This window comes from Lentzea terrae, from assembly GCF_003265345.1.
GTDB classification, from domain to species: domain Bacteria; phylum Actinomycetota; class Actinomycetes; order Mycobacteriales; family Pseudonocardiaceae; genus Lentzea; species Lentzea terrae.
This window is the reverse complement of the sequence record NZ_QFWW01000038.1, coordinates 152,742-177,124: the sequence shown is the minus strand read 5'-3', so window position 1 is coordinate 177,124 and position 24,383 is coordinate 152,742. Positions and strand designations below refer to the sequence as shown.

Genomic DNA, 24,383 nt, shown 5'->3' with positions numbered 1-24,383 from the left:
GACGAAGCACGAGGCGCCCGCCAGGAACATCCTTGCGGGCGCCTCACCTTGCCCCTTGACACGAGGCCACTACATATCAGTCGAACAGGGCCGGGAGGGTGCCCTCCCACGCCTCGCGCAGCTCGTCGAGCGAGAGTTCGCCGAGGCCCTGGATCTCCAGCGCGTTCGACTCCGGGTCGACGACGCCGACCTTGCGCCACGGCAGGCGGCGCGCGGTGCACATGTCGGTGAAGCGCTGCTCCTCGGTCCGCGGCACGGCGACCAGCACCCGACCGGCGGACTCGCTGAACAGCTCGGTGAACAGGTCGCCGGCGAGGAACACCCGCGCGCCCGTCTCACCGATCAGGCACGTCTCGACCAGCGCCTGGGCCAGACCGCCCTCCGACAGGTCGTGCGCGGCGGAGATCATGCCGTCCCGCGAACCCGCGACGAGGACCTGGCCGAGCAGCTTCTCCCGCTGCAGGTCGGCCTTCGGCGGCAGGCCGCCGAGGTGGCCGTGCACGTGGTGGGCCCACTCCGAGCCGCCGAACTCCGCCTTCGTCTCGCCGAGCAGCAGCAGCGTCTCGCCGGCCTCGGCCCCGATCCCGGTGGGGATGCGGCGCCGCACGTCGTCGATCACGCCCAGCACGCCCACGACCGGCGTCGGCAGGATCGCCGTGGAGCCGGTCTGGTTGTAGAAGCTGACGTTGCCGCCGGTCACCGGGATGCCCAGTTCAACGCAACCGTCCGCGAGGCCCTTCACGGCCTGCTCGAACTGCCACATGACCTCGGGGTCCTCCGGCGAGCCGAAGTTGAGGCAGTTCGTGACGGCGACCGGCGTGGCACCGGTGGCCGCGACGTTGCGGTAGGCCTCCGCGAGCGCGAGCTTCGCGCCCTCGTACGGGTCGAGCTTGGTGTAGCGGCCGTTGCAGTCCGTCGAGAGAGCGACCCCGCGGCCGGTCTCCTCGTCGATCCGGATCATGCCGCCGTCGCTGGGCTGCGCGAGCACCGTGCCGCCCCGGACGTACCGGTCGTACTGCTGGGTGACCCACTTCTTGGAGGCCAGGTTGGGGCTGGCCGCCATGATCTTGATCAGTTCCAGCAGGTCGTCGGGCCTGGGGAGGCTGTCCGGCGTGTTCGCCTGCAGCTCGTCCTGGTCCGCCGGGCGCTGGATCGGCCGGTGGTAGACCGGGCCCTCGTGCGCGACGGTGCGCGGCGGCACGTCCACGACGACCTCGTCGTGGTACGTGATCACCAGGCGGTCGCCGTCGGTCACCTCACCGATCTCGGTGGCGATGACGTCCCACTTCCGGCAGACCTCCAGGAACGCCTCGACGTTCGCGGGCTCGACGACCGCGCACATGCGTTCCTGGGACTCGCTGGAGAGGATCTCGGCCGGGGTCATGCCGGTGGCCCGCAGCGGCACTCGGTCGAGCCAGACGTGCATCCCGCCGTCGCCTGCCGACGCCAGCTCGCTCGTGGCGCAGCTGAGGCCGGCGCCGCCGAGGTCCTGGATGCCGACGACGAGGCCCTTCTCGAAGAGCTCGAGCGAGCACTCGATCAGGACCTTCTCCGTGAACGGGTCGCCGACCTGGACTGACGGCAGCTTCTTGCGCTTGCCCGCACTGTCGTCGAACGTCTCGCTGGCCAGCACCGACACGCCGCCGATGCCGTCGAGGCCGGTGCGCGCGCCGTACAGGATGACCTTGTTGCCGGTGCCGCTCGCGTGCGCGAGGTGCAGGTCCTCAGTGCGCATGGCCCCGACGCACAGGGCGTTGACCAGCGGATTGCCCTGATAGGACTCGTCGAACACGACCTCGCCGCCGATGTTGGGCAGGCCGAGGCAGTTCCCGTAGCCACCGACACCCGCGACGATGCCGGGGAGGACGCGCTTGGTGTCCTCCGCATCGGGCTTGCCGAACCGCAGCGGGTCCATGACCGCGAGCGGCCGGGCACCCATGGCGAGGATGTCGCGCACGATGCCGCCGACCCCCGTCGCCGCACCCTGGTAGGGCTCGACGTACGACGGGTGGTTGTGGCTCTCGACCTTGAACGTGACGGCCCAGCCGTCGCCGATGTCGACGACGCCGGCGTTCTCGCCGATGCCCGCGAGCATCTTCGCGCGCATCTCGTCGGTGGTGGTCTCACCGAAGTACTTCAGGTGCACCTTGGACGACTTGTAGGAGCAGTGCTCGCTCCACATGACCGAGTACATCGCGAGCTCGGCGTCGGTGGGGCGGCGCTTCAGGATCTCCTTGATGCGCGCGTACTCGTCGTCCTTCAGGCCCAGCTCCCTGTAGGGCTGCTCCTGGTCGGGCGTTGCTTCCGCGTTCTTGACGGTGTCGATCACGCCTTCACCACCGTGTCGAGCAGGGACAGGAACATGCCCAGTCCGTCGTCGGTCGGGCCGGTGAGCGCGTCGATCGCGTGCTCGGGGTGCGGCATGAGGCCGACGACGTTGCCCCTGGCGTTGGTGATGCCCGCGATGTTGTTGCGGCTGCCGTTGGGGTTCTCGCCGACGTACCGGAAGACGATCCTGTTGTTGTCTTCCAACTCTTTGAGCGTGTCCTCGTCGGCCTGGTAGCCGCCCTCGCCGGACTTCAGCGGCACCAGGATCTCGGCGTTCAGGTCGTACCGCGTGGTCCACGCGGTCGAGTTGTTCTCGACCTTCAGCCACTGGTCGCGGCACACGAAGTGCAGCTTGTGGTTTCGGGTGAGAGCGCCCGGCAGCAGGTGCGCCTCGGCGAGGATCTGGAAGCCGTTGCAGATGCCGAGCACCGGCATGCCCTTGTTCGCGGCCTCGATCACTTCCTGCATGACCGGCGCGAACCGCGCGATGGCACCGCACCGCAGGTAGTCGCCGTACGAGAACCCGCCGGGCACGATCACCGCGTCGACGCCCTTGAGGTCGTGGTCCCCGTGCCACAACGGCACGGCCTCACCGTCGGCGTACTTCACGGCCCGCTGCGCGTCGACGTCGTCGAGCGTGCCGGGGAAGGTGATGACACCGACCCTCATGCCTCGACCCTGCGCACGGTCCAGTCCTCGATCACCGGGTTGGCGAGGAAGGTCTCTGCGATCTTGGCGAGCGTGGCGTCGTCGACGTCGTCGGCGACCTCCAGCTCGAAGTGCTTGCCCTGACGGACGGCGGTGATGCCGTCGAAGCCGAGGCGGGGCAGCGCGTTCGCCACCGCCTGGCCTTGGGGGTCGAGAATTTCGGGCTTCGGCATGACGTCGACGACGACTCGGGCCACGACAGACTGCTCCCGGGTTTGAGGGGCTGGCGGTACTCCGAGACCCTACCTGACCTGGGGGTTCATCTTGTCGACACGTGGTCGGCGGCACAATCTGCACCGGCTCACCATCGGGTGAACCGGCTTGTCGTGGTGACGATGTTTGGTAAAGTAGATCTCGCCAAGGCCCCGTAGGCCGAGGAAGTGAGCACGGTGCCCGTCCGGACGGTCGGCCGCCGTGCTTTGCGCTATCTGGACCATTCGTCCACAGCAGTCTCCTTCACGACGAGCGAGCGCACGCGCCTTGCCCAGTCACCTCCCGCACCGTGGCACCACGCCACCACGTCCGGGATCCAGAGCAGCTCGTCGTGCGTGCTGTCCAAGTGCTCATAGGTGATCTTCGAGTAGCTCGGCCGTTTGCCCAGCGTCGTGCGGATCGTCTGTGCGTCGTGGAGATTGCGCTCCTCTCGGCTGTCCAGCACCAGCCTCCGCGTGTTGAGGTCGATGAGATCGTTGATGAGTGCGATGAGGCACTCTTGACGCGCGACTTCCTCCCCAGCGGAGCAGTCGCTGGTGTAGATGTGCACAGCGGCGCCGATGGAAACCAGCCTGGACAGGATCAGCTTGCGTCGGTCGGCCTTCTCCTTCTTGAAGTGAAGTTCTCGCTGACCGGGGAACAACAACCGACGCAGCGCTTTTCGCGTGCGCGCCAGGTCGCCGGGATCGACGAGGGCAGCTGCCAGCAGGTACGTGTTGTTTCGCCGCGACTCGTCGACGAAGGCGTGCAGACTCACGAAACGTCCATCGACCGGACCCGAACAACAGTTCAACACTTCCAGCCGATCGGGACCGAACGACCGAGTCTTGGAGCCGTTCCAAGGCGGTATTACGCCGAAAGCAGAGAGCCCTGGCACATCCGGCGGATCGGACGGAAGCTGGGAATCATGAAGATCCTCGTGCTCGGCGGAACCGTGTTCCTCAGCAAGGCCATCACGGCGGAGGCCGTCCGCCGCGGCCACGACGTGGTGTGCGGTGCCCGTGGCGCTTCGGGTGAAGTGCCGGAAGGTGCTCGCCTGATCCCGATCGACAGAAACAAACCCGGCGCGTTCGACCAGCTCGCCGGGGAGCAGTTCGACTCGGTCATCGACGTGTCGAAGTACTCGGTGAACTGGGTGCGGGACGCGTTGGAGGCGTTCGGGCCGACGACGCCGCACTGGACGTTCGTGTCGAGCATCTCGGTCTACGCGGATCACGCGACGGGCAGCGACGAGCTCCTGCCGCCGCTCGAGGACGACCCGGCGCAGGAGTTCACGTCGGAGCGGTACGGCAGCGTGAAGGTGGCCAGCGAGAACGCGGTCCGGGAGGCCATGAGCGGCCGTGAGTTCATCGTCAGGGCCGGGCTGATCACCGGGCCGGACGACCCCAGCGACCGGTTCGGGTACTGGCCGGCTCGGTTCAGCCGGGGTGGCCGGGTGGTCGTGCCGGACAGTCCCGACCTCGGGTTCCAGCACATCGACGTGCGGGACCTGGCGCAGTGGATCGTGTTCGCGGCCGAGGAGCGGGTCACCGGCACGTACGACTCGACCGGGCCCGTCATGCCGTTCCAGATGGCCATCGGGGAGATCGCCGGGGCCACGGCGGCGCCGGGAACGAAGATCGTCAGCGTGCCGGAGAGCGTGCTCCAGCAGCTCGAGATCAACCCGTGGGCCGGGCCGCGGTCGTTGCCGCTGTGGTTGCCGCAGGAGTGGTCGAAGATGGTCGGCCGCGATGTCAGCAACGCGCTCGCGAACGGGTTGCGCACCAGGCCGTTGGCCGAGACCGCGCTCGACTCGCTGGAGTACGAGCGCGGCCTCGGGCTGGACCGACCCCGCAAGGCGGGACTCACTCCAGAAGAGGAACAGGAAATCCTTACAGCAGTGGGTTGATCTGCGCGGCGACGAGGTCGATGCGCACGCCCTGGTTCGGGCAGCCGCCGAAGTGGTGGAGCCCGATCACCTTGTGCGTGCGCCTCGACAGCACCGGCGAACCGGACGAGCCGCCTTCGGTGTCGCACATGTAGCTGATGTCGGACTGCGAAGAGCTGCCGTTGACCCGCACCGCGCGCACGACGCAGTAGCCGCCGCCGTTGTTGTTGTCGCGCAACGACAACTTCTTCAGCTTCCCGGCCGGGTGGCCGATGATGTACATCTCCTCACCTACGGCCGGAACGCGCGCGTCCAGTTCGAGGTAACCGAACGAGGTGATGGTCTCGAAGTTCTTCACGTTGAAGAGGGTGTAGTCGAGGCCGGCGTTGGTCTTCAACACGCTGTTCGCCAGCACCTTGGTGACGGTGGCCGAAGTGGTGCCGCCGCAGGTCGGGCACTGGTAGTTGAACCAGACCTCGATGCCATTGGTGCTGGTGAAGCAGTGGTTGTTGGTGAGCATGTGGTTCTTCGGGCCGACCCGCCACGCCGTGCACAGCGAGCTGCCGTTCTTCAGCAGCTTCGCCACGGACTTGGTCTTGCCGAACTCGGTCGGGTTGCTGGACTGGTAGCAGACCGCGTCCTTGTAGTCGTTCGTGCCGCAGATGCTCTGCACGGACGGCTGCGCGGACATCTCGGCCTCGGTGTAGCCGCGGGTCAGCTTGTCGACCCGCACGCGGCTCAGCTTGTTCGAGACCGAGACCACGGCCTTGTCACCGGTGATCGACATCGCCCAGAAGCCGGTCGAGTCGATCGTGGCGGTGAGCGAGGACTTCAGGTCTCTCATGTACGTGTACTTCTCGGTGCCGTCAGGGTTCGACACCGTGAGCACGTCGCCCGGCAGGATGCGCAGGTCCGTGAAGTGCAGTTTCACGTAACCCGAGCCGGGCCGTTCGATCACCGTCGAGCGGTTGTCGCCACCCACGCGGACCGAGGTGGACTCCTCGGTGCCGATCTCCTGGGTCTGCGGCGACTGCGGTGCCGCCTGAGCAGGAGTAGAGGTGGTGGTAGCAGGGACGAAGGACGTCATCGGCAGGGCGAGCGCCAGTGCCGTGAGGAGTTGCAGGGTTTTCCTCATACTCCTCGATACTTCCGACGTCACCTGACGGTGTCAGCCCGCCGAACGTCGGTAATGGAGGAATCCATGCGAGTTGTCCATTTCGGTCATGCCTGTGTGCTGCTGGACACCGGGACGACGCGCATCTTGATCGACCCCGGCACCTTCTCCGCCGGTTTCGAAGACGCGAAAGACCTGGATGCGGTGCTGATCACGCACCAGCACTTCGATCACCTGGACACCGAGCGGCTGCCGAAGCTGCTCGCTCAGAACCCGCGAGCGCAGCTGATCGTCGACGAGGGATCGGCCGACCAAACCGAAAATCCGACTGTCGCCCGGCCGGGCGAGACGCTCAAGGTCGGCGACACGACGGTGAAGGTCGTCGGCGGTCAGCACGCGATCATCCACCAGGACATCCCGGTCATCCCGAACGCCGGCTACGTGGTCGGTGACGGCGCGTTCTACCACCCCGGCGACGCGCTGTTCGTGCCGGACGAGGACGTCGACGTGCTCGGCCTGCCCTCCGGTGCGCCGTGGATGCGCACCGGCGAAGCCGTCGACTTCATGCGCGCCGTCAAGCCGCGCGTGGCCGTGCCGATCCACGAGGCGGTGCTGGCCATGCCGGAGATGGCATACCGCCACTTCGAGAACCTCAGGCCGACTGAGACGCAGGTCAGGCCGCTGAAGCGTGGCGAGGAGACGGCAGTTTGACGTAGGTGGTCGGCGCGGCGTCGTGGGCGAGCGCGATGTCCACGGCGTCGAGCACGGCCTGCCGCGCACCGGGCCGGTGCAGGTCGCGGGCGTCGACGGTGATCCGGGTCAGGCCACCGCGACGCGCCGACCGGGCCGTCGCGTAGACCAGCGCGAGCGATCGCAGCTCACCGAAGCTGCTGCGCTCGGTCAGCGCGTGCAGGCGGCCGATCGTCGCGAGCCCGGTGCCGACGTCGCGGACGGCGTGGGCGTCGGCGCAGCGGTTGAACCGGTGCTTGGCCAGCGCGATCAACGTGCCGGGCGACGCCACGCACCGCCGAGGCGCGAACGTGTCGGCGTTGAGCCCGATGGCTTCCATCTGCACGCGCGCACCCGTCAACAACAACCCCGCCTCGTAGGCAGGCAGTCGCCGCTGACCCAGGCCGTGCAGCACGACGGCGTCGCCGAGCGCGGCGCGCTGCCGCACCCAGTCCTGCGCCTTGCCGAGCTCGCGAGGTGTCACGAGCAGCGACAACGGCACCTGCCGCGGGTCGAGCGCCGCGGCGAGATCAGCGCATCGGTCGAGTGTCTGCGGACCGATGCCGGACAGTGAGACCACGAGCTGTGAATGCACGCTTTGAGTGCGCCACGCCGTGGTGACATCCGCGTGAAACGGGAGCTAACTCACGCGAGCCAGTCAGCGAAGGACCGGCCAGTAAGCCGCTCGTACGCCTCCACGTACCTCTTCCGGGTGGCTTCGACGACGTCCGCGGGCAGGGGAGGCGGTGGCGTGTCGCTCTTGCGGTCCCAGCCGGACGCGGGCGACGTCAGCCAGTCGCGCACGAACTGCTTGTCGAAGGACGGCTGCACGCGACCCGGCTCGTAGCCCTCGGCCGGCCAGTACCGCGACGAGTCCGGCGTGAAGACCTCGTCCGCCAGGATCGGCTCACCGGCAGCGTCCAGCCCGAACTCGAACTTCGTGTCCGCGAGGATCAGGCCGCGGGTCAACGCGTACGCGCGCGCCTCGCTGTACAGCTCGATCGTGCGGTCACGCAGCTTCGACGCCAGCTCGATTCCGTGCTTCTCCGCGATGACCTCGAACGACACGTTCTCGTCGTGCGCGCCGATCTCGGCCTTCGACGCGGGCGTGAAGATCGGCGGGTCCAGTTCGGACGCCTCGACCAGCCCGGCCGGCAGCTCGACCCCGCACACCGCGCCCGTGGCCGTGTAGTCGGCCATGCCAGAGCCGGTCAGGTAGCCGCGCGCCACGCACTCGACGTCGACCATCTGCAGCTTGCGCACCAGCAACGCCCGGCCGCGGACCTCGGCGGGAATGCGCGGGTCGTCGTACGCGACCAGGTGGTTCGGGGTGAGCCGCTCGAACCAGAACACACTCATCGCGGTGAGCACACGACCCTTGTCCGGGATCTCGGTGCTCAGGATGTGGTCGTAGGCCGAGATGCGATCGGACGCGACGAAGAGCAGCAACTCGTCGTCGACGTCGTACAGGTCGCGAACCTTGCCGCGGGCGACGTGCTGGTAGTCAGCGAGCGTAGGCACGCTGGTCAGCCTACGTGCCGGTGTTCCGGAAACCGACTTACACCCCGTCACCCCTACAGATCAAGCCCTCCGCCCCTTAAGGTGCACCCGTGCTCACCCGTAAGGCTCTGTGGATCCCGGCTTTGGCCAGCTTGGGACTGCTCATCGTGCTGGGCGTGGCGGGGTGGAGCATCGACTCCAGCCCGCTCTCCTCCCCGGTGCAGAGCGCGCAGACCACGACCCCGACCCAGTCGGTCAGCATCGTGCCGACTCCGGATGTCGTCGACATCACGGTCAGCACCACGACCACCACGACGACCGCCACGACGACCACGCAGCCGAAGCCTCCGCCCGTGCAGGCACCGCCGCCGCCTCCGCAGACCACGACGAAGTCAACGCCGCCTCAGCAGGGTCTGCTGGTCAACGAAGGCGCGCGGTGCGATCCCGAGGGCGCGAGCGGCATCGGTCTGCTCGGCGAGCCGCTGGTCTGCCGCAAGGACGCCGACCGCGGCAACCGCTTGCGCTGGCACAAGGCCTAGACAGCCCACTCCAGCACGTCGATCTTGTCGCCGACCGTCATCGTGCCGGCGCGGACCACCGCCGCGTTCACGCCGAAGATCACGCCACCGTCGGCGTTGCGCCGATAGGTGGCGAGCGACCGGATCGGCTCCGGCCCGTCCGGCAAACCGGTCTCCTGATCGACCATCGGCACCGTGCACCGCACGCAGTTCTTGGCGTAGGCGAGCTCGGCGTCACCGATCACCGCGCGCCGCACCCGGTCCTCGGTGTGCGGTTCCGGCCAGCCGGACACCACGACGTTGGGGCGGAACCGGTTCATCGGCACCGGTTCCCCACCGCGTTCGAGGATGCGCTCGTTCAAGCCGTCCAATGAGGACAGCGAGATCATCAGCACCGCGGCCGCGTCCGCGAACCCCATCAGCCCCGCGGTCTCCCCGGAGGTCTCCCGGTGCAGGTCCGGCGGCGTGCGCATCAGCCGCACCGACATGCCGAGCACGTCCGAGAAGTGCGCTGCGGCGGCGTCGCCCTGGTCGATCCCGAAGCCCTGCCACTTGTGCACGACGACCGGAACCCGTGGCCCGTCAACGACAACCGGGAACGAGTTGCCGCCGACGAGCAACGCGGAGTCCGAAAGGTACGGACGCAGCGCGGCCATCTGCGGCACCTTGCGCTGTGACAGGAACACGCCGTCGTCGTCGACCAGCATCATCATCCGATCACCGCGCAACCCCGTGAGGTCGACCGGAGTGGACCCGACGGAGTACCCGCCGCAGCCCTTGATCGGATAGATGCGCAGGTCGGAAACGATCACAGAATGGGCTCCGGCTCGTAGGCCGGGTACTTCTCGACCACCGCGGCGACCTGCTCGACGATCGACGCGACCTGTGCCGACGCCACGCCCGTGAACGACAGGCGGTCGGCCAGCAACGCGTCCAGCGCGGCGCGGTCCAGCGGCAGGCGCTCATCGGCGGCCAGGCGGTCCAGCAGGTCGTTCTGCGCCAGGCCTTCCTCGCGCATCGCCAGCGCCACGGCCACCGCGTTCTCCTTGATGGCCTCGTGCGCGGTCTCCCGGCCGACACCCGCGCGCACGGCCGCCATCAGCACCTTGGTCGTGCCGAGGAACGGCAAGTAGCGGTCGAGCTCGCGCGCGACCACGGCCGGGTAGGCCCCGAACTCGTCCAGCACCGTCAGGAACGTCTCCAGCAGCCCGTCGAACGCGAAGAACGCGTCGGGCAGCGCGACCCGGCGGACCACCGAGCACGACACGTCGCCCTCGTTCCACTGGTCGCCCGCGAGCTCGCCGACCATCGACAGGTAGCCGCGCAGGATCACCGCGAAGCCGTTCACGCGCTCGCACGAGCGGGTGTTCATCTTGTGCGGCATCGCGCTGGAGCCGACCTGACCAGGCTTGAAGCCCTCGGTCACCAGCTCGTGGCCGGCCATCAGCCGGATGGTCTTCGCCACCGACGACGGCGCCGCCGCGAGCTGCACGAGCGTCGACACGACGTCGAAGTCGAGCGAGCGCGGGTAGACCTGGCCGACCGAAGTCAGCACGCGCTCGAAGCCCAGGTGGCCGGCGACCGTGCGCTCCAGCTCGGCCAGCTTCGCAGGCGAACCGAGCAGGTCGAGCATGTCCTGAGCGGTGCCGACCGGGCCCTTGACGCCGCGCAACGGGTAACGCGCGATCAGCTCGTCCAGCCTCGAGAACGCGACCAGCAGCTCGTCCGCCCCGGTCGCGAACCGCTTGCCGAGCGTCGTGGCCTGCGCCGCCACGTTGTGCGAGCGACCGGCCATGACCAGGTCGGAGTGCTCGGCCGCGAGCCGCGCCAGCCGGCCGAGCACGGCGGCGACCTTGGACCTGATCAGTTCGAGCGAGCGCAGCACCTGCAGCTGCTCGACGTTCTCGGTCAGGTCGCGCGAGGTCATGCCCTTGTGGACCTGCTCGTGGCCCGCCAGCGCGTTGAACTCCTCGATGCGCGCCTTCACGTCGTGCCGCGTCACCCGCTCACGCGCGGCGATCGACTCCAGGTCGACCTGCTCCAGCACGCGCTCGTAGTCGGCGATCGCGGTCGCCGGCACGTCGATGCCCGCAGCCGCCTGGGCGCGCAGCACGGCGAGCCACAGCTGGCGCTCCAGCACGATCTTGTGCTCGGCCGACCAGAGCGTCGCGAGCGACGTGGAGGCGTAGCGACCTGCGAGGACGTTGGCGATGCGCGGCTTGCTCACGCCCCTCAGGCTAGTGCACCCCGGACTCACTCCCAGGTGATGGCCCGGTCCATGACCAGCGCTGTGAGCACGTCCACATTCACCGGGATCATCTGCCGGTAGCCGGTCATCGTCGACGGGTTGTGCGAGTAGGCGGAGATGATGACCGACCTCTTGCCGTCGGGGAGCCTCCGCATCGCCACGGCCTTGACCCGTTCCGGGCCCTCCTGGAACTCGGCCTCGGTGACCACCGTGCCGTCCTGCTGCGGCACGTCCCGGCAGAAGGCCGGCTTGCCCGCCCCGCAGATGTCGTTGGTCGAGACCGCGTCACCCATGGTCACCAGCAGCGCCGTCGGCCCGATCGAGTCGGTGAAGTACAGGAACCCGTACATGTCGTCGGAGTCCGGCCGGATCGGCTGCAGCGGCGCCTCCGGCTTGAACGTGGTGCCCCGGAAGCCGTCGAAGGACGGGTAGATCTCCTTCAGGTCCTGCCGCGTCTCCTGCAGCCTGCTCGCCAGGGCGTCGCCGATCTTCTTCTGGCGGCCGTACACGGACAGGGACGGTGGCGTCGACGAGGCGGTCGTGTCGGTCGGGGAGCCGAGCTGGCTCTCGCGGTCGCGCGGCAGCAGTCCGGGCAGCGCGAACGACGCCACGGCGATCATCGCCGTAGCCACGCCCACAGCGACCAGCGCTCGACGACGACTTTTTTTCTGCTCGACCCGCCTGATCAGCGTGTCGGGGTCGAAGTCGAGCGGCGGCTCGTCCCAGACGGCCAGCAGCATTCCCTCGCGGATCTCCTGCTCACTCACGACGCGACCCTCCCCGAACTGCTGTCGAGCTTCTCCACGATGACGCGCAACGTCGCGAGGCCGCGCGCCGTCTGGCTTTTGACCGTTCCCTCGGTGCAACCCATGGCCACCGCCACCTCGGCGACCGACAGGTCTTCGAAATAACGCAGCACGAGCACCGCTCGTTGCCTCGGCGGCACCTGGAGCAACGCGGTGTGCACCAGCTCACGCGCCCACAGCTTCGCGCTGGTCGTGTCGGGGTCGACGCTGGCGTCCGCGGCGTCCGGCAGCTCCCCGTCGCGCTGCTCGGCTCTGCGCCACGGCCTGCGCTTCTCGTCCAGCCAGGTGCGCAGCAGCACCTTGCGGGCGTACGCGATCAGGTTGTCGAGGTCCTTGATGCGCTTCCAGGCCAGGTACATCTTCATCAGGCTCGACTGCATCAGGTCTTCTGCCGTGTGCCAGTCGCCACAGAACAGATAGGCAGTGCGTCGCAAAGACGCGGCATTGGCTGCCGCGAACTCGCGAAAGCCCTGCTCATCGGCCTTGCGCATGCGATCCCCTCTCGCGTCCTCAACCAGGGGAACGCATCAGGGGAACGTGAGGTTGCATCACCCGTGACGCGAAAGGGCCGTTCGGAGCATCCTGGCCGCGACGCCGCGCGGGTCCGACTTGAGCTCGATGAACGAGTTGACCACCGAACCGTCGACCAGCGCGATCAGCTCCTCGACCCGATCGGCCGCGATGTCGCGACCGGAGCGGGCGAAGATGTCGGCGATCAGCGCGTGCAGCTCCATGGACATGATGCGCATCAACGGCCGCAGATACGGGCGGCGGCCGGTGGCGACGAGGCGTTCGTAGCGCAGCAGCATCGTCTCGGTGTCGGTGACGTCCTGGCCGACGAGCAGGTCGAGGATCAGCTCGATCAGCACGTCGTCGTCGCTCAGCCGGTCCGCGAGCTCCGCCAGCCGGGCGCGGCAACTGGCCAGCTCACCGCGGCCGTGGAACTCCACCGCGGCGGTGATCAGCTCGTCGAGCGAGTCGAAGTAGTAGGTGGTCGACGCGAGCGGCAGACCTGCGCGTTCGGCGACCGCGCGGTGCCTGACCGCGTCGAAGCCGCCCTCCACGAGCAGTTCGGACGCGGCCTCCACGAGCGCCTGCCGCCTGCGCTCACCCTTCGGGGTTGCTGCCGTCATAGTCGCGCCAGGGTACTGGGCGCGCTGTCAGAACTTCCGGGCCAGTGCGGCCGCGATGGGCCTGGCCTTGCCCTTCAGCTCGCCGTCGCCCTGCGTGAATACGAACAGGTCCTGGCCTTGTCCGGTCTTCAGCTGCTCCGTCTGCGCTCCGGCCGGCGGCACGAACCCCTGCGGCGTGACGATCGCGGTGATCGTCAGTCCGTCGATCTTGAAGGCGGCCGAACGCGAGTCGGGCGAACAGGTGACCGTCGGGACCTGGGCGAAGTCCGGTGAGACCGAAAGCTCGCCGGCGAGGGCGTCTGCGAGCTCTCGGTCCACCGCCGCGCAGCCCTGCACTGCGCGTTGTGCACCGGTCGAGAAACCGGTGCTCCCCGGCGTGGACGCGTCCCCCTGCGTGGACACGTCTCCGGGGTTGTTCTTGGGGGGTGGCTGTGCCTCCAGCGGGTTCCCCGGCGCTTCTGCGCCGTTGTCCTGCTGCTGCGCAACACCCGCGCCGTTCTTGTCCGTGCTGATCCAGTTCGTGCTCGCGACGGCACCGCCGAAGCCGAGCACGACGACCAGCGTAGTGCCGGCGGCGATGGAGTTGCGCCTTCTGAGCGTGGCGCGTCGCGAAGCCGTTCGGACGTCACTCGCGTCGAAGGACGCCGGTGGCGCGTCGTGTGCCGCGTCGCGGAACAGGTCAGCGAGCTTCTGCTCGTCCATCTACGTCCTCCTTTCGCTGTTCACGACGCCGGCCTCAGGTCGTCGATGGCGTCACCAAGAGCTTCCCGCAACGCGGTCAGCCCGCGGGCGGTCTGACTCTTCACAGTTCCTTCCGAGCACTTCAGCACCTCGGCCGTGGCCGTCACGTCGAGGCCCTCGAGGAACCTCAGCACGAGCACCGCCCGTTGCCGCGGCGGAACTCTGCGCAGGCCCTTCAACAACGCCTCGCGCGTGGCCACCGCGTCGCCGATCTCGTGGTCCTGGGTCGGCGACTCCGGCAGCTCGTCGGTGAACTTCTCGCGCCGCCACGGACGGCGCGACTCGTCGATCACCGCGCGCACCAGCGTGCGCCGCACATAGGCGTCGAGAGCCTGCTTGTCCCGGATCTTCCGCCACCTCCTGTGCACCGCCACGAACGCTGTCTGCGCGAAGTCGTCAGCGCGGTGCCAGTCGCCGCACAGCAGGTATGCCGTTCGGCGCACGGCCTCACGGCGAGCCACGAAGTACTCCGCGAACTCCTGCTCGTCGCGCTGATCCACGCGGACTGCTCTCCGCTCGTTCCTCGAGTTGCACTTACCGGACGGAATCTGAGGCACCAACGGTTGCACGAACCACCAGCGAGAGCTACATCACCCCCTCGGTCGTTCACCGGATGTGATGTGATCGGGTCCGTGACCCCCATCGACCTGCGCTCGGACACCGTCACCCAGCCGGACGAGGAGATGCGCCGCGCGATGGCGGCGGCCGAGGTCGGCGACGACGTGCTGGACCACGACCCGACCATGGCCGCGCTGGAGGAGCGGGTCGCCGCGCTGCTCGGCGTCGAAGCCGCTTTGTGGGTGCCCTCTGGATCCATGGGCAACCTCATCGCGTTGTTCTTGCACTTGCGGCGCGGTGATCGGTTCCTGGCTCCGCTCGGTGCGCACGTGCTGGACGCCGAACTGGGCACCGCCGCGTGGCTGGCCGGCGGGATGCCGCACGGGCTGCCGGTCATGTCCCCGGAGGCCGTGGTCGCCGCCGGTGGTGGTGAGTCTCCCTACTACGGGCTGAACACCACGTTGTTGTGCTTGGAGAACACGCACAACGCGTCCGGTGGCACCGTGACCACGGCTGATGAGCACGCACGACTGGTGTCGGCGGCTCGGTCCGTCGGGCTGGCAGTGCACCTGGACGGGGCTCGATTGTGGAACGCGTCGGTAGCCCTCGGGGTGGCTCCCTCGGTGCTGGCTGCCGGGGCGGACACCGTGCAGGTGTGTCTGTCGAAGGGTCTCGGCGCGCCGGTCGGGTCGCTGGTGGCCGGTTCCGCTGCGTTCGTGGTCGAGGCCCGGCGGGTGCGGAAGATGCTCGGTGGCGGGGTGCGGCAGGGCGGGGTGCTGGCGGCCGCCGGTCTCGTCGCTCTTGATCGCGTTGATCGCCTGGCCGCTGATCACGCGAACGCATCGGCTTTGGCTGACGGGCTGCGTTCGCTGGGCTGGGACGTTGCCGAGCCCGCCACGAACATCGTGCTGGCGTCGGTGCCGGACCTGGAGAAGACGCTGACGTCGTTGCGCGATGTCGGGGTTTTCGCCAGTCCGATGTCCGGCAAGGTTCGGTTCGTGACGCACGGCGACGTGGACTCGTCCGACATCGCCGAGGTGCTGCGCCGGCTACGAGAGGACGCCTGAGATGCGCTGGATCGTGTTCGACTTCGGCGAGGTCATCAGCCAGCGGAACCCGGCGTTGCCCGCGATGGCTGAGCGTCTCGGCGTCTCGCTGGAGCGGTTCGAGTCGGCCTACTGGGACCGGGACGCCTACGACCGCGGTAGTTCGGACGCCGACTACTGGTCGTTGATCGGGTCCTCGCTGGGGATGACGTTCGACGCTGCCACCGTGCGCGAGCTGACCGCGCTGGACAACGCGGGCTGGCTCGACGAGCCGGTCGCGGAAACCGTTGCGCTGATTGATGATCTGTACTCGCTGGGCGTGCCGCTGGCGTTGCTGTCGAACGCGCCGGTGACGTTCGCGCGGCTCGCGGAGAAGGAGCCGTGGGCCAAGCACTTCCAGCACCTGGTGTTCTCCGGAGACCTCGGCTACGCGAAGCCGGATGCAGCGATCTGGCACCACGTGGAGTCGGTCCTCGGGTCGTCCGACCTGGTCTTCTACGACGACCGCGGCACGAACGTCGAAGGTGCTCTGATTGCTGGATGGGACGCGCGGCTGTGGACGTCAGCTGCCGCTGCGCGCGTTGAGCTCCGCGCGGAGTTCGGCGATCTCGGCGCGTAGGTTCCGCAGCTCCTGCGCGGTCTCGAGCTCGGCTTCCTCGACGCCGCGCAGCTTCTCCACCAGCCAGCTGGCGATCGTGCCGGTGATGACACCGAGCAGCGCGATGCCGCCGACCATGAGCAGCCCCGCGACCAGTCGTCCTTCGACCGTGACGGGATAGCGGTCGCCATATCCGACCGTCGACATGGTGGTGAGGGTCCACCACAGCGCGTCGCCGAACGTGGTGATGCTCGCGTTTTCCGCGTGCCTTTCCGCGTCCAGCACGGCGAGGCTCGCGCAAAAGACGACGAGAATCGTCACGCCGCCGACGTAAATGCTCACCCGCTGCCGGATCTTGTGCTGGAACTTCTTGTTGAGCAGCGTGATGACCGTGATCAGCCGCAGCACCCTGAGCTGCCGGACCATCGGCAGCACGACCGCGGCAAGATCGAAGATGTGCGTTTTGAGGAATTGGACCTTGTTGCCGGCGAGCGTGAACCTGGTCGCGAAGTCGGCCGCGAACACCGCCCAGACCAGCCACAACACGATCTCCAACGGGAAGTGCATCACCCCGTGGTCGTCGAACACCTGCCAGGCGTACACGACGAGGAAGAGCACGGCGAGAGCCGTCAGCGGCCACTCGACCTTGCGCTCCCACCGTTCGAGGCGCGCCTCGTTGGACTGCAACACCGCTTCATGGTGAGCGGTTCGTCCCGTTTAGACCAGGGTCATCTTTTGGATTTGATCGCACCGTAAGCCGCTGTGCCTGCGAGGAGTAGTCCTCCAATCACAGCGAGCCAGAAAAGACCTTTCACCACGGCCCCGACGACGGCCAGCACGATCCAGATCGCCACCAGCCAGCCGATGATCGCCCACATGGCGTTCCTCCCCTTCTACAGCCATGCCTTCAGACGTACCAACGCCTCCTCGATGTCCTGTGTTGCACCCGCGAACGACATCCGCACGAAGTGGTGCCCGTCGACCGGGTCGAAGTCGATGCCGGGGACGATCGCGACGCCCGTGTCGTCGAGGAACCTGCGGCAGAACGCCATCGAGTCGTCCGTGAGGTGCCGGATGTCGGCGTAGACGTAGAACGCGCCGTCGGCCGGTGCGAGCTTGTCGATGCCGAGGTTCGTCAGGCCGTCGAGCAGCAGGTCGCGGTTGGTCTTGTACCTCTTCAGGTGCAGCGCCGTTTCCGCGTACGCGTCCGGGTGGAACGCCTCGACCGCGGCGTACTGGGCCAATGCGGGCGGGCAGAGCGTGAAATTGCCGGTCAGGCAGTCGACCGCCCTTCTGAGCCGTTCCGGCAGCAGCATCCAGCCAAGCCGCCAGCCCGTCATCGCGAAAGCCTTCGAGAACGAGTTGACGACGATCGCTTCTTTCGACGTCTCCCAGGCGCATTGCAGCGGTTCGCCGTAGCTGATGCCGTGGTAGATCTCGTCGCTGACCAGCTGGACGCCGTTGCTCTGACACCACTGCGCGATCGGGCCGATGTCGACCGTGGTGCCGGTGGGGTTGGCCGGGCTGGCGACGATCAGGCCCTTGAGGTCTGCGTCGAGCATTTCGACGGTGGGCTGGAAACGCGTTTCCGGGCCGCACGGCAGTTCGACGACCTCACACCCCAGCGCTTTCAGGATGTTGCGGTAGGCGGGATATCCGGGCCTGGCCAGAGCGACCTTGTCGCCGGCGTCGAAAGCGGCCAGGAACGCGAGCGTGAAGGCGCCCGACGAGCCCGTCGTCACCACCACGTCGTCGGCGTTGATCTTCAGGTCGTACTGGCGCTGGTAGTGCCCGGCGATGGCGCTGCGCAGCTCGGGGATGCCGAGCTGCTCGGTGTAGCCGAGGGCGTGCTCGTCGAGGGCTCGTGCCGCGGCTTGGCGGACCGGCTTCGGCGCCGGGCTCGACGGCTGCCCTGCGGCCAGCGAGATGACGTCACCGTGCGTCCGCTGCCGTTGTGCGGCAGCGGAAAGCACGTCCATGACGTGGAAGGGCGGTACGTCGGCGCGGGCAGCCACGGTCAGCATGCCGTCAGGCTAACTCCTAGTAGCCCTGGTAGCCGCCGCCCTGAGCCATCGCCTTGAGTCCCGGATGGCCTTCGAAGCCGCCGTAGCGCGAGAACGTGTACCGGACGCCGGCGATGATGTTGTCGACCGGGTTCCAGATGTCGTCGTGGCCGGGCAGCTTGTGCGCCTGGAAGGTCGGGTCGATGCACTGCATCAGGCCCTTGGACGGCGTGCCCTTCGCGGCGTTGGAGTCCCAGTTGTTGATGGCGTGCGGGTTGCCGCTCGACTCCTTCTCGATGATCTTCCAGATCTCGTCGATGTTCTCGTCGGTGACCGGGATGCCGTTGGCCTGCAGGATCTTGATGGCCTCGCGGATCCACTCCTCGACGTTGCCGGGAGGAGGGCTGCCCGACGGCGGGCCGCCGCTGGGGCCCAGTCCGCCGCCGCCACCGCCGCCGCCACCTGAGGCGTCGCCGCCACCGCCACCACCGCCGCCACCGGTGTGCTGGGCGGGTGCGGGTGCGGGTGCGGGTGCGGGCTTCGGCTGGGTGTCCGAAGAGGACTGTTTGGTCGAGTCGTCCGGCGGCGGGGTCGGTGCCCACTCGATCGGCTTGCCCGGCGCCGGCGTGAAGGACTGGGTGTTCGGGTCCTCAATGGACGAGAACTTGGGCGACAACGCTGCTGGACGGCCTTTCAGCGTGCCCGCGGCCGCGTTCACGGCGTTCTCCGCCTGGGAGATCACGGGTTTCGCGTCGCCGGTGGCCTCGGCGCAGTAACCGCGGATGATGCTGTCGACGTCCTCCTGCGGCTGGTTGTGCAGCTGCTGGCGGGTCTGCCGGGCGCGGCTCAGCAGGTTCTCGCAGATGCTGCTCATCGAGGTCTTCGCGGCTTCCAACGCGTTCGCGGCCGCCTCCAGGTCGGCCGCGGCGCCGTTGAGCGCGTCGCTCATCGAGGTGCCGGCCTTCATGACGTTGCCCATGTAGGCCACGAAACCGTCGGCCGACTTGCCCTCCCAGGCACCGTCGAGCTGGCTGATCGACCGCTGCAGCGCGTTCGTCTGGTCGCCGCACTTGCCGGCGGCCTGCTTCCAGCGGTTCGCGATGTCGCGCACGGCCTGCGGTTGCGCGGTCTCGATCTTGTCAGCGAGCGCGGCCAGCTCAGCCCCGCCGGGCAGCGCCGCGACCTCGTCCATCGCGCTCACGTCACACCGCCCTCAGCGAGTTCTTGTTGGCTTCCTCGGTGTCCGTGACGTTGGTCTGGATCGCGTCGAGCGCGCTCTCGACCTTGCGCAGCACCTTCTCGGCGGCCTCGAACTCCTGCGCACCGGCCTGGTCCATTGCCGTCACCGCGCTTTGCACCGAGTTTGAAGCACCGAGTTTTCCGAAAATGTCCGGATTTCCGTACTGGTTGGCAAAGCCGTCGCCGATCGCGCCGAACTGCCCGGCCTGGCTGCTCACGGTCGTGCGGCACTGTTCCATGGCCTCGATGTTGAACTTGGCCACCGCCATGCGCGCCCACCCCCTAAATCTCTCCCCGCCGACCTTAGAACCTGTTGCTTTGCACGGTCGGGTGATTGTTCGACGCGGGGATCGGGCCGGGCGTTCCGCTCACACCTCCTGCAGCAGCTCCCAGACGGCCGCCGCGAGCCGATGGTTGTCCACCGGCGTGATCGTGCACCACTGGCGCCCGTCACTGCTGGGCTTGAGCTGCCGCAGGTATCGCCCGTTGTGCGTGTCGTGGAACGAAACGACCCGCTTGGCGCGCTGCCCGTTGCGCTGCACGCCGAACTGCCCGCGCGTGGACGTCCCGTCGAGCATCCCGGCGAGCTCCTGCGCGTCACCGAGCCGCATTCCCTGCCGCTCCAACATGGTGATCAACCGCTGCGCGTCCGTCCCGACGTCCTTGGCCGCCTTGACGAGTTCCTCGTAGGGCAAGCTGATCGAGCGCCCGAACCCGGCAGGCATCTCCCCGGCCACCGACACGGCGGCCTCGGCCAGCGCAGTCCCGCGCGCCTCGATCAACCACATCTCGTCCCGATCCTGCACCGCCAGGATCGCGTCGTCGCCGATCGCCGCAGCGAGCCCGCTGATCTGCCGATCGGCCCAGATCCACAGGTCGATCGACATGTTCGCGTTGGCCAGCAACGCAAACCCGTCAGCGAGCTCGGGCACGACCCGTCCGTTGTGCGCCAGCCCGCGCGCCTCCAACGACTCCCAGGCCCGCTTCACCACCTCGGCCTTCTCGGTGTGGGTGATGGAGGGAATCCGCGTGTCGAGCGCAACGTGCGCGGCCGGGAGGCGTTGCGCCTCCCAGACCACGGCGAACTCCACTGTGGACAAAACCACAGAACCTGGTGAGCTCAAGGGATTACTGGTCCTTCGGGTCTTCGCCGATGACGGACTGCACCACCATGCGTTCGTCACCGAACACATCATCGGAGTCGACGCCGTACTTGCGCACGTGCTCGCCGTCCTCCTCGCCCTCACCCCTGGCCCCGCCAGCGGCAGGCGACATGAGCGACCCAGCCCCCTTGCCCGCTGCGGCCGCACCCTTGCCCGGCGCTGCTCCCGGCCGGTTGGCCTCGGGCCCAACACCCGTCGCACCGCCGGGCGCCATCATGCCCGGCGTCTTGGCGGCGGTGCCCGTGCCCGCGCCTGCTCCTGGGCCGGTGCCGGGTGCGCCTGGGCCGCCCTTGCCAGCGCCGATCGTGGGCGGGGCACCCTTCGGACCGGTGGGCGCGATGGGGGTCTTCGGGGCCTGGCTCGGACCTCGGCCGCCACCCACCACCTGCGGGCCCTTCGCGGTGCCCGCTGCGCCCGCGAGGCCGGTGGCGGCTGCGGTTGCCGCGGTGATGCCGAGGGGGAGGACGGACGGGAAGGGCTTGGGCAGGCCCGTGCCTGCTGCGATCGGGTTCGGGGTGCCGGTGCCGGGGAGGATGCCGGTGGTGCCGCCTGGGAGGCCCGGGGTCGGGCCGAGCGGGGCACCTGGGGTGCCGGGGCTGCTGCCCGGGGTGAAGCCGGGGCCGCCTGTGATGCCGGGGGTGGTACCGCCTGGCGTGCCGACCGGAGGTCCGACGGGCGTGCTTACCGCACCGCTGGTGACCACGATGTCCGGTGCCTGGTTCGGGGCGCGGAAGCCGTCCAGCGAGTTCTGGCTGCCCGCGACGTAGCCGTTCAGGCTGTCAATGGCCTGCTGGCGGGCACGGTTGGTCGCCTCGACTTCTTTTGCGTGGTCGGTCTCGATCCCGACCACGCTGCCGAGCTTGTCCTTCCAGTTCTGCTCCGAGTCGCCGCGGAGGTCCTGCGCCGGCGGCGTGCTGTAACGGGCCTGGCTCGTGCTCTCGCCCTGCTGCCCCATCGCGACGGAGCTCTGGTTCGACGCCTGGCTGCTGTCGTCGAGACCAGCAGCGACGACATCCGTTTTCTCCTGGCTCTTCTCGCCGGCAGCGCCGCCCCACTCGATCTTGAGTTCCTTGAGCTGGGCTCGGATAGTGCTGTCCACCGAATCCAGCAGGTTGGCAAGATCACGCAAGGCCGCAGACGCGTCACCGAACTTCGAAGCGACGGAGCTGCTTGAGAGCTTCTGGACCTGGTCTGCCAGCTGCCCGTTGGACCAACCTTCGAAGTTCCAGTCAGTGAGCTGCTGATAACCCGACATGGCTCCCCCTCACTTCAATGTCTTGAGCGTAGCGAGCGCGAGACCGGCGGCTTTCTCAGCGTTCCCGCACAACACTGACTGCGCCGGTTTCTTGGCTGAAGTCGGGACGTAGCTGACCATCAGCTGCTGGCCTTCAGCCACGTCAATCGCGACTGAGCAATCGAATCCAGATACGCCCTTCAGCTGAACCTCGACGGCACCGAAATCCGCAACCTTGATCACCTTGGTGTCGAAGTTGCCGCCCTGCAGCCAGTAGGACACACCATTGTGAGTCACCGCACCGATTGTGTAGGCGAAGCTGTCTTCACCGTTGTAGTGGCAACTGGGTGATTTCGCGCCGTCCACCAGGTCAAGGGTTGTCGGATTGGTGGCGACAGCCTGAAGCTGCTTCATCTGATCTGCGTTCAGCAGCTTACATGCATCCACAGAATCCAACTTCAGACTCGACGGACGCGCCGGAAGACTACTCCCAGCGCTATTTCCCGACGAGGATCCCGGCGTCGAGGCGGGCGTAGGGTTTCCCTTTTCGCCGCTTGTCGTACAGGCCGACACGAGCACCGCAATGAGGACTGCGGAGGCTAGTTTGTAAGTACGCATCTTCACGCTTTCGGCCTGAACGTCGCCTTGATGTCATCATCAGAGAGACCGTACTGTTCGGCAGACGCCTTCAACTGATCGGAAAGGTGCTTCAAAGCATCCTTGTATTGTCCGATCCGAGCGGCGTACGAGTCGTCACGTTCGCCGACCAAGCGGTCGTTCCAGGCCTGGACAACGTCAGCGGTGACCTGGTCGCCGTTGAAGTTGATCCGCAGCTTGGGGACAACGTTCAAGTATGCCTGCTCAAGCATCAGCCACTGGTCGTGAATGACCTTGCCCGCTTTCAAGACGGTGTCCTTGTCGACGTGGAACTGCTGAGTCGACGGGCCGGCTGCCTGAGCGACCCTGTCCATGATCGACGTGGCGGCCTTGAAGGCGCTGACCGCACCACCGATCGCGCCACCAGCCAGTCCCGCAGCGGCACCGAGAACGGCATCCGCCCCCGCGTTCTCCTGTGTCACGACGTCCTACCCCCGTACGGTTGGTAACGGTTCGGTCCCGCTTCGCAGGTTACCAACGCCTGCGTAAGACGTACCTGAGGTTGGACGAAGACCACCCCTCGTTGGTTCCACGTCACTCTGAGTTCCGTTTCCGCTGGCGCACCGTGTCGATTCCGGTAGCTTCCGCGACTTGGGGGAGGAACGCAGCCGACCACCTGGGGGAGCACGTGCACGGGCCACAGCAGCCTTATCCGCCGCAGCAACCGCATCAGCAGCCCTATCCGTTTCAGCAGTACCCGCAACAACAGCTGCCGCCGCCCAAGAAGAAGCGCGCCGGGTTGGTCATCGCGGCGATTGTCGGAGCGCTGGTCCTCGTCGGCGGTGGGGTCGCTGCCGCGATCCTGGTCAAGGGCGGCGACAAGGCACCAGCGGCTGGGCAGGTGGAGCCCGGTCCCGTTGACACTGCGGTGATCGCGCAGAGGGTGGGGCCGGAGGCCACCAGGTACGGCGACGTGGCCGTGTTCGACGCCTGCACCGTGATGCCTGCGACGCTGATCGAAGAGGTGGGCTTCCGGGACGCCGCGCACGGCTGGCACAACCAGATCTATCTGAGCCGGTCCGTGCCCGTGAGCGACGCGACCATCAAGAACGAGCTCGACCCGATCTCGGTCTGCATGTACGAGCCGATGCTCGAGAACCGGATCGAGCGCCTCTCGCTTGCGGTCTACCAGCGACCGTTCAACAGCCTGCTGCCCGCGGACTACGTGGCCGAAGACGACAAGCTGATCACGGTCGAAGGGCTCCAGACCGTCTTGTCCCCTGGGCTGAAGGCGGACGGGTTCGACGCTCGCATCACCACGAGCGACGGCAAGACGCAGGTGGTCGTCGGCGCCTCGACGATGAGTGACAACAAGGAGATCACCGACCACAAGGCCACGTTCATGGAGCTGGTGGAGCGCGTGGCGCAGAACCTGAACAAGGGGCCGCAAGGTCTGACCACGCACGTGCACACCGGACGGTACGAGAGCGTGCCGAGCGCCTGCGACATCTTGAGCGCCGAACTGTTCCAGGAGATCACGCAGAGCAAGGACTCCGGCGTCGCAGAGGCGGACTTCCGTGAACGGGAGAGCATGGAGAAGTTCGTCAACGACAAGGGCGAGACGCGGTACTACTACTCGAACCAGCAAGACTGCCGGCGGCTCTCGACCGAGTGGTACAACGCCAAGTCTCGCAGTGAGGGCAAGGCGTTGAAGGTCGAGCTGCGGACCTACCGGGACGCCGACATGGCGGTCCGGAACGCCCACGACTGCAACCCGAACTCGCCGGCCCGCAAGATCATGGGTGAGGCCGTCCTGACGGACGAGAAGATCGGCGACTTCGCGACGTGCAGCTATCCGGTGGGTGACTCTCCGACGATGTCGTTCGTCGCGGGACGCACCCAGGTGCGGCTCACGGGGTACGGCAACTGGGCTCCCGATGACCTCAAGGCGTACAACGCGGTCTTCACGCCGATCGCCAAGCGGATGGTGGACGAGGTTCGCAAGGCGATCGGATAGGGCACAGGAAGTCGGGTACGACC

General features: G+C 67.6%; 29 protein-coding genes. 6 read left to right on the top strand and 23 right to left on the bottom strand.

The window, feature by feature from the left end; genetic code table 11:
* Positions 1 to 76: 76 nt before the first annotated feature.
* The 4 genes from purL to DI276_RS47570 all read right to left on the bottom strand — a co-directional run bounded on the left by purL (position 77) and on the right by DI276_RS47570 (position 4,006).
* Positions 77 to 2,329, bottom strand: a complete 2,253-nt coding sequence (gene purL, locus DI276_RS47585) for a phosphoribosylformylglycinamidine synthase subunit PurL (protein WP_112276747.1) — start codon at positions 2,327 to 2,329, stop codon at positions 77 to 79.
* The gene (gene purQ / locus DI276_RS47580; RefSeq protein ID WP_198681338.1) at positions 2,326 to 2,997 is read right to left on the bottom strand and encodes a phosphoribosylformylglycinamidine synthase subunit PurQ; all 672 of its coding nucleotides are present in this window, start codon (positions 2,995 to 2,997) and stop codon (positions 2,326 to 2,328) included. Before purQ ends, purL begins: the two co-directional genes overlap by 4 nt.
* Positions 2,994 to 3,233: a phosphoribosylformylglycinamidine synthase subunit PurS gene (gene purS, locus DI276_RS47575; RefSeq protein WP_030465889.1), complete on the bottom strand. Its 240-nt coding sequence runs from the start codon at positions 3,231 to 3,233 to the stop codon at positions 2,994 to 2,996. The genes purQ and purS overlap by 4 nt, the downstream gene beginning before the upstream one ends.
* Before the next feature lie 227 nt (positions 3,234 to 3,460).
* Entirely contained in the window at positions 3,461 to 4,006 is a 546-nt protein-coding gene (locus DI276_RS47570; protein ID WP_112276745.1) for a hypothetical protein, read from the bottom strand.
* Between the two features lie 150 nt (positions 4,007 to 4,156).
* On the opposite strand from DI276_RS47570, the gene DI276_RS47565 reads away from it, so the two are divergent.
* Positions 4,157 to 5,137 carry an NAD-dependent epimerase/dehydratase family protein gene (locus DI276_RS47565; protein WP_112276743.1) on the top strand — a complete coding sequence of 327 codons (981 nt, stop codon included), beginning with the start codon at positions 4,157 to 4,159 and terminating at the stop codon, positions 5,135 to 5,137.
* Here DI276_RS47565 and DI276_RS47560 read toward each other — a convergent pair.
* Entirely contained in the window at positions 5,121 to 6,251 is a 1,131-nt protein-coding gene (locus tag DI276_RS47560; protein WP_112276741.1) for a trypsin-like serine peptidase, read from the bottom strand. The two genes, DI276_RS47565 and DI276_RS47560, sit on opposite strands and share 17 nt — an antisense overlap.
* Positions 6,252 to 6,317: 66 nt before the next feature.
* On the opposite strand from DI276_RS47560, the gene DI276_RS47555 reads away from it, so the two are divergent.
* On the top strand, positions 6,318 to 6,941 hold the full coding sequence (locus DI276_RS47555) for an MBL fold metallo-hydrolase (protein ID WP_112276739.1): 624 nt from the start codon (positions 6,318 to 6,320) through the stop codon (positions 6,939 to 6,941).
* On the opposite strand, the gene DI276_RS47550 is transcribed toward DI276_RS47555, so the two are convergent.
* Entirely contained in the window at positions 6,904 to 7,554 is a 651-nt protein-coding gene (locus tag DI276_RS47550; RefSeq protein WP_112276737.1) for a DUF2334 domain-containing protein, read from the bottom strand. The two genes, DI276_RS47555 and DI276_RS47550, sit on opposite strands and share 38 nt — an antisense overlap.
* Positions 7,555 to 7,604: 50 nt before the next feature.
* Positions 7,605 to 8,480, bottom strand: coding sequence for a phosphoribosylaminoimidazolesuccinocarboxamide synthase (locus DI276_RS47545; RefSeq protein WP_112276735.1), 876 nt, complete (start codon positions 8,478 to 8,480; stop codon positions 7,605 to 7,607).
* An 89-nt stretch (positions 8,481 to 8,569) separates the two neighbouring features.
* On the opposite strand from DI276_RS47545, the gene DI276_RS47540 reads away from it, so the two are divergent.
* A complete protein-coding gene (locus DI276_RS47540; protein ID WP_157985386.1) occupies positions 8,570 to 8,998 on the top strand; it encodes a hypothetical protein in 429 nt (142 codons plus the stop codon).
* On the opposite strand, the gene DI276_RS47535 is transcribed toward DI276_RS47540, so the two are convergent.
* The 7 genes from DI276_RS47535 to DI276_RS47505 are packed head-to-tail and all read right to left on the bottom strand — an operon-like array spanning position 8,995 to position 14,405.
* A complete protein-coding gene (locus DI276_RS47535) occupies positions 8,995 to 9,789 on the bottom strand; it encodes an MOSC domain-containing protein (RefSeq protein ID WP_112276731.1) in 795 nt (264 codons plus the stop codon). The genes DI276_RS47540 and DI276_RS47535 overlap by 4 nt on opposite strands.
* The gene (gene purB / locus DI276_RS47530; protein WP_112276729.1) at positions 9,786 to 11,204 is read right to left on the bottom strand and encodes an adenylosuccinate lyase; all 1,419 of its coding nucleotides are present in this window, start codon (positions 11,202 to 11,204) and stop codon (positions 9,786 to 9,788) included. The genes DI276_RS47535 and purB overlap by 4 nt, the downstream gene beginning before the upstream one ends.
* Positions 11,205 to 11,230: 26 nt before the next feature.
* A complete protein-coding gene (locus DI276_RS47525) occupies positions 11,231 to 11,992 on the bottom strand; it encodes a hypothetical protein (RefSeq protein WP_112276727.1) in 762 nt (253 codons plus the stop codon).
* Entirely contained in the window at positions 11,989 to 12,522 is a 534-nt protein-coding gene (locus DI276_RS47520; RefSeq protein ID WP_112276725.1) for a SigE family RNA polymerase sigma factor, read from the bottom strand. Before DI276_RS47520 ends, DI276_RS47525 begins: the two co-directional genes overlap by 4 nt.
* Positions 12,523 to 12,579: 57 nt before the next feature.
* Positions 12,580 to 13,164, bottom strand: coding sequence for a TetR/AcrR family transcriptional regulator (locus DI276_RS47515; protein ID WP_112276723.1), 585 nt, complete (start codon positions 13,162 to 13,164; stop codon positions 12,580 to 12,582).
* 27 nt (positions 13,165 to 13,191) lie between these two features.
* Complete coding sequence (locus tag DI276_RS47510) at positions 13,192 to 13,866, bottom strand: hypothetical protein (RefSeq protein ID WP_112276721.1); 675 nt, start codon at positions 13,864 to 13,866, stop codon at positions 13,192 to 13,194.
* A 20-nt stretch (positions 13,867 to 13,886) separates the two neighbouring features.
* Positions 13,887 to 14,405, bottom strand: a complete 519-nt coding sequence (locus DI276_RS47505; RefSeq protein WP_112276719.1) for a SigE family RNA polymerase sigma factor — start codon at positions 14,403 to 14,405, stop codon at positions 13,887 to 13,889.
* 183 nt (positions 14,406 to 14,588) lie between these two features.
* Between DI276_RS47505 and DI276_RS47500 the strand changes: the two genes are divergently transcribed.
* On the top strand, positions 14,589 to 15,530 hold the full coding sequence (locus DI276_RS47500; RefSeq protein ID WP_408610649.1) for a threonine aldolase family protein: 942 nt from the start codon (positions 14,589 to 14,591) through the stop codon (positions 15,528 to 15,530).
* Position 15,531: 1 nt separating this feature from the next.
* Entirely contained in the window at positions 15,532 to 16,128 is a 597-nt protein-coding gene (locus tag DI276_RS47495) for an HAD family hydrolase (RefSeq protein WP_112276716.1), read from the top strand.
* On the opposite strand, the gene DI276_RS47490 is transcribed toward DI276_RS47495, so the two are convergent.
* From DI276_RS47490 to DI276_RS47455, 9 genes are all read right to left on the bottom strand, one after another.
* A complete protein-coding gene (locus DI276_RS47490) occupies positions 16,072 to 16,797 on the bottom strand; it encodes a potassium channel family protein (protein ID WP_112276714.1) in 726 nt (241 codons plus the stop codon). The two genes, DI276_RS47495 and DI276_RS47490, sit on opposite strands and share 57 nt — an antisense overlap.
* Positions 16,798 to 16,835: 38 nt before the next feature.
* The gene (locus tag DI276_RS51690) at positions 16,836 to 16,985 is read right to left on the bottom strand and encodes a hypothetical protein (protein ID WP_166049133.1); all 150 of its coding nucleotides are present in this window, start codon (positions 16,983 to 16,985) and stop codon (positions 16,836 to 16,838) included.
* A gap of 15 nt (positions 16,986 to 17,000) precedes the next feature.
* Positions 17,001 to 18,131 (bottom strand): pyridoxal phosphate-dependent aminotransferase, encoded by a 1,131-nt coding sequence (locus DI276_RS47485; protein WP_112276712.1) that lies wholly within the window; start codon positions 18,129 to 18,131, stop codon positions 17,001 to 17,003.
* Between the two features lie 16 nt (positions 18,132 to 18,147).
* Complete coding sequence (locus DI276_RS47480; protein ID WP_232837415.1) at positions 18,148 to 19,311, bottom strand: WXG100 family type VII secretion target; 1,164 nt, start codon at positions 19,309 to 19,311, stop codon at positions 18,148 to 18,150.
* A gap of 1 nt (position 19,312) precedes the next feature.
* The gene (locus DI276_RS47475) at positions 19,313 to 19,618 is read right to left on the bottom strand and encodes a hypothetical protein (protein ID WP_112276710.1); all 306 of its coding nucleotides are present in this window, start codon (positions 19,616 to 19,618) and stop codon (positions 19,313 to 19,315) included.
* A gap of 99 nt (positions 19,619 to 19,717) precedes the next feature.
* Positions 19,718 to 20,455 carry an ESX secretion-associated protein EspG gene (locus DI276_RS47470; protein ID WP_232837414.1) on the bottom strand — a complete coding sequence of 246 codons (738 nt, stop codon included), beginning with the start codon at positions 20,453 to 20,455 and terminating at the stop codon, positions 19,718 to 19,720.
* Between the two features lie 22 nt (positions 20,456 to 20,477).
* Positions 20,478 to 21,767: a hypothetical protein gene (locus DI276_RS47465; protein ID WP_112276706.1), complete on the bottom strand. Its 1,290-nt coding sequence runs from the start codon at positions 21,765 to 21,767 to the stop codon at positions 20,478 to 20,480.
* A gap of 9 nt (positions 21,768 to 21,776) precedes the next feature.
* Positions 21,777 to 22,364: a DUF3558 domain-containing protein gene (locus DI276_RS47460; RefSeq protein WP_232837419.1), complete on the bottom strand. Its 588-nt coding sequence runs from the start codon at positions 22,362 to 22,364 to the stop codon at positions 21,777 to 21,779.
* A gap of 2 nt (positions 22,365 to 22,366) precedes the next feature.
* Entirely contained in the window at positions 22,367 to 22,825 is a 459-nt protein-coding gene (locus DI276_RS47455) for a hypothetical protein (RefSeq protein WP_112276702.1), read from the bottom strand.
* Between the two features lie 206 nt (positions 22,826 to 23,031).
* On the opposite strand from DI276_RS47455, the gene DI276_RS47450 reads away from it, so the two are divergent.
* Positions 23,032 to 24,360 carry a flagellar basal body-associated FliL family protein gene (locus tag DI276_RS47450; protein ID WP_112276700.1) on the top strand — a complete coding sequence of 443 codons (1,329 nt, stop codon included), beginning with the start codon at positions 23,032 to 23,034 and terminating at the stop codon, positions 24,358 to 24,360.
* Positions 24,361 to 24,383: the final 23 nt, after the last annotated feature.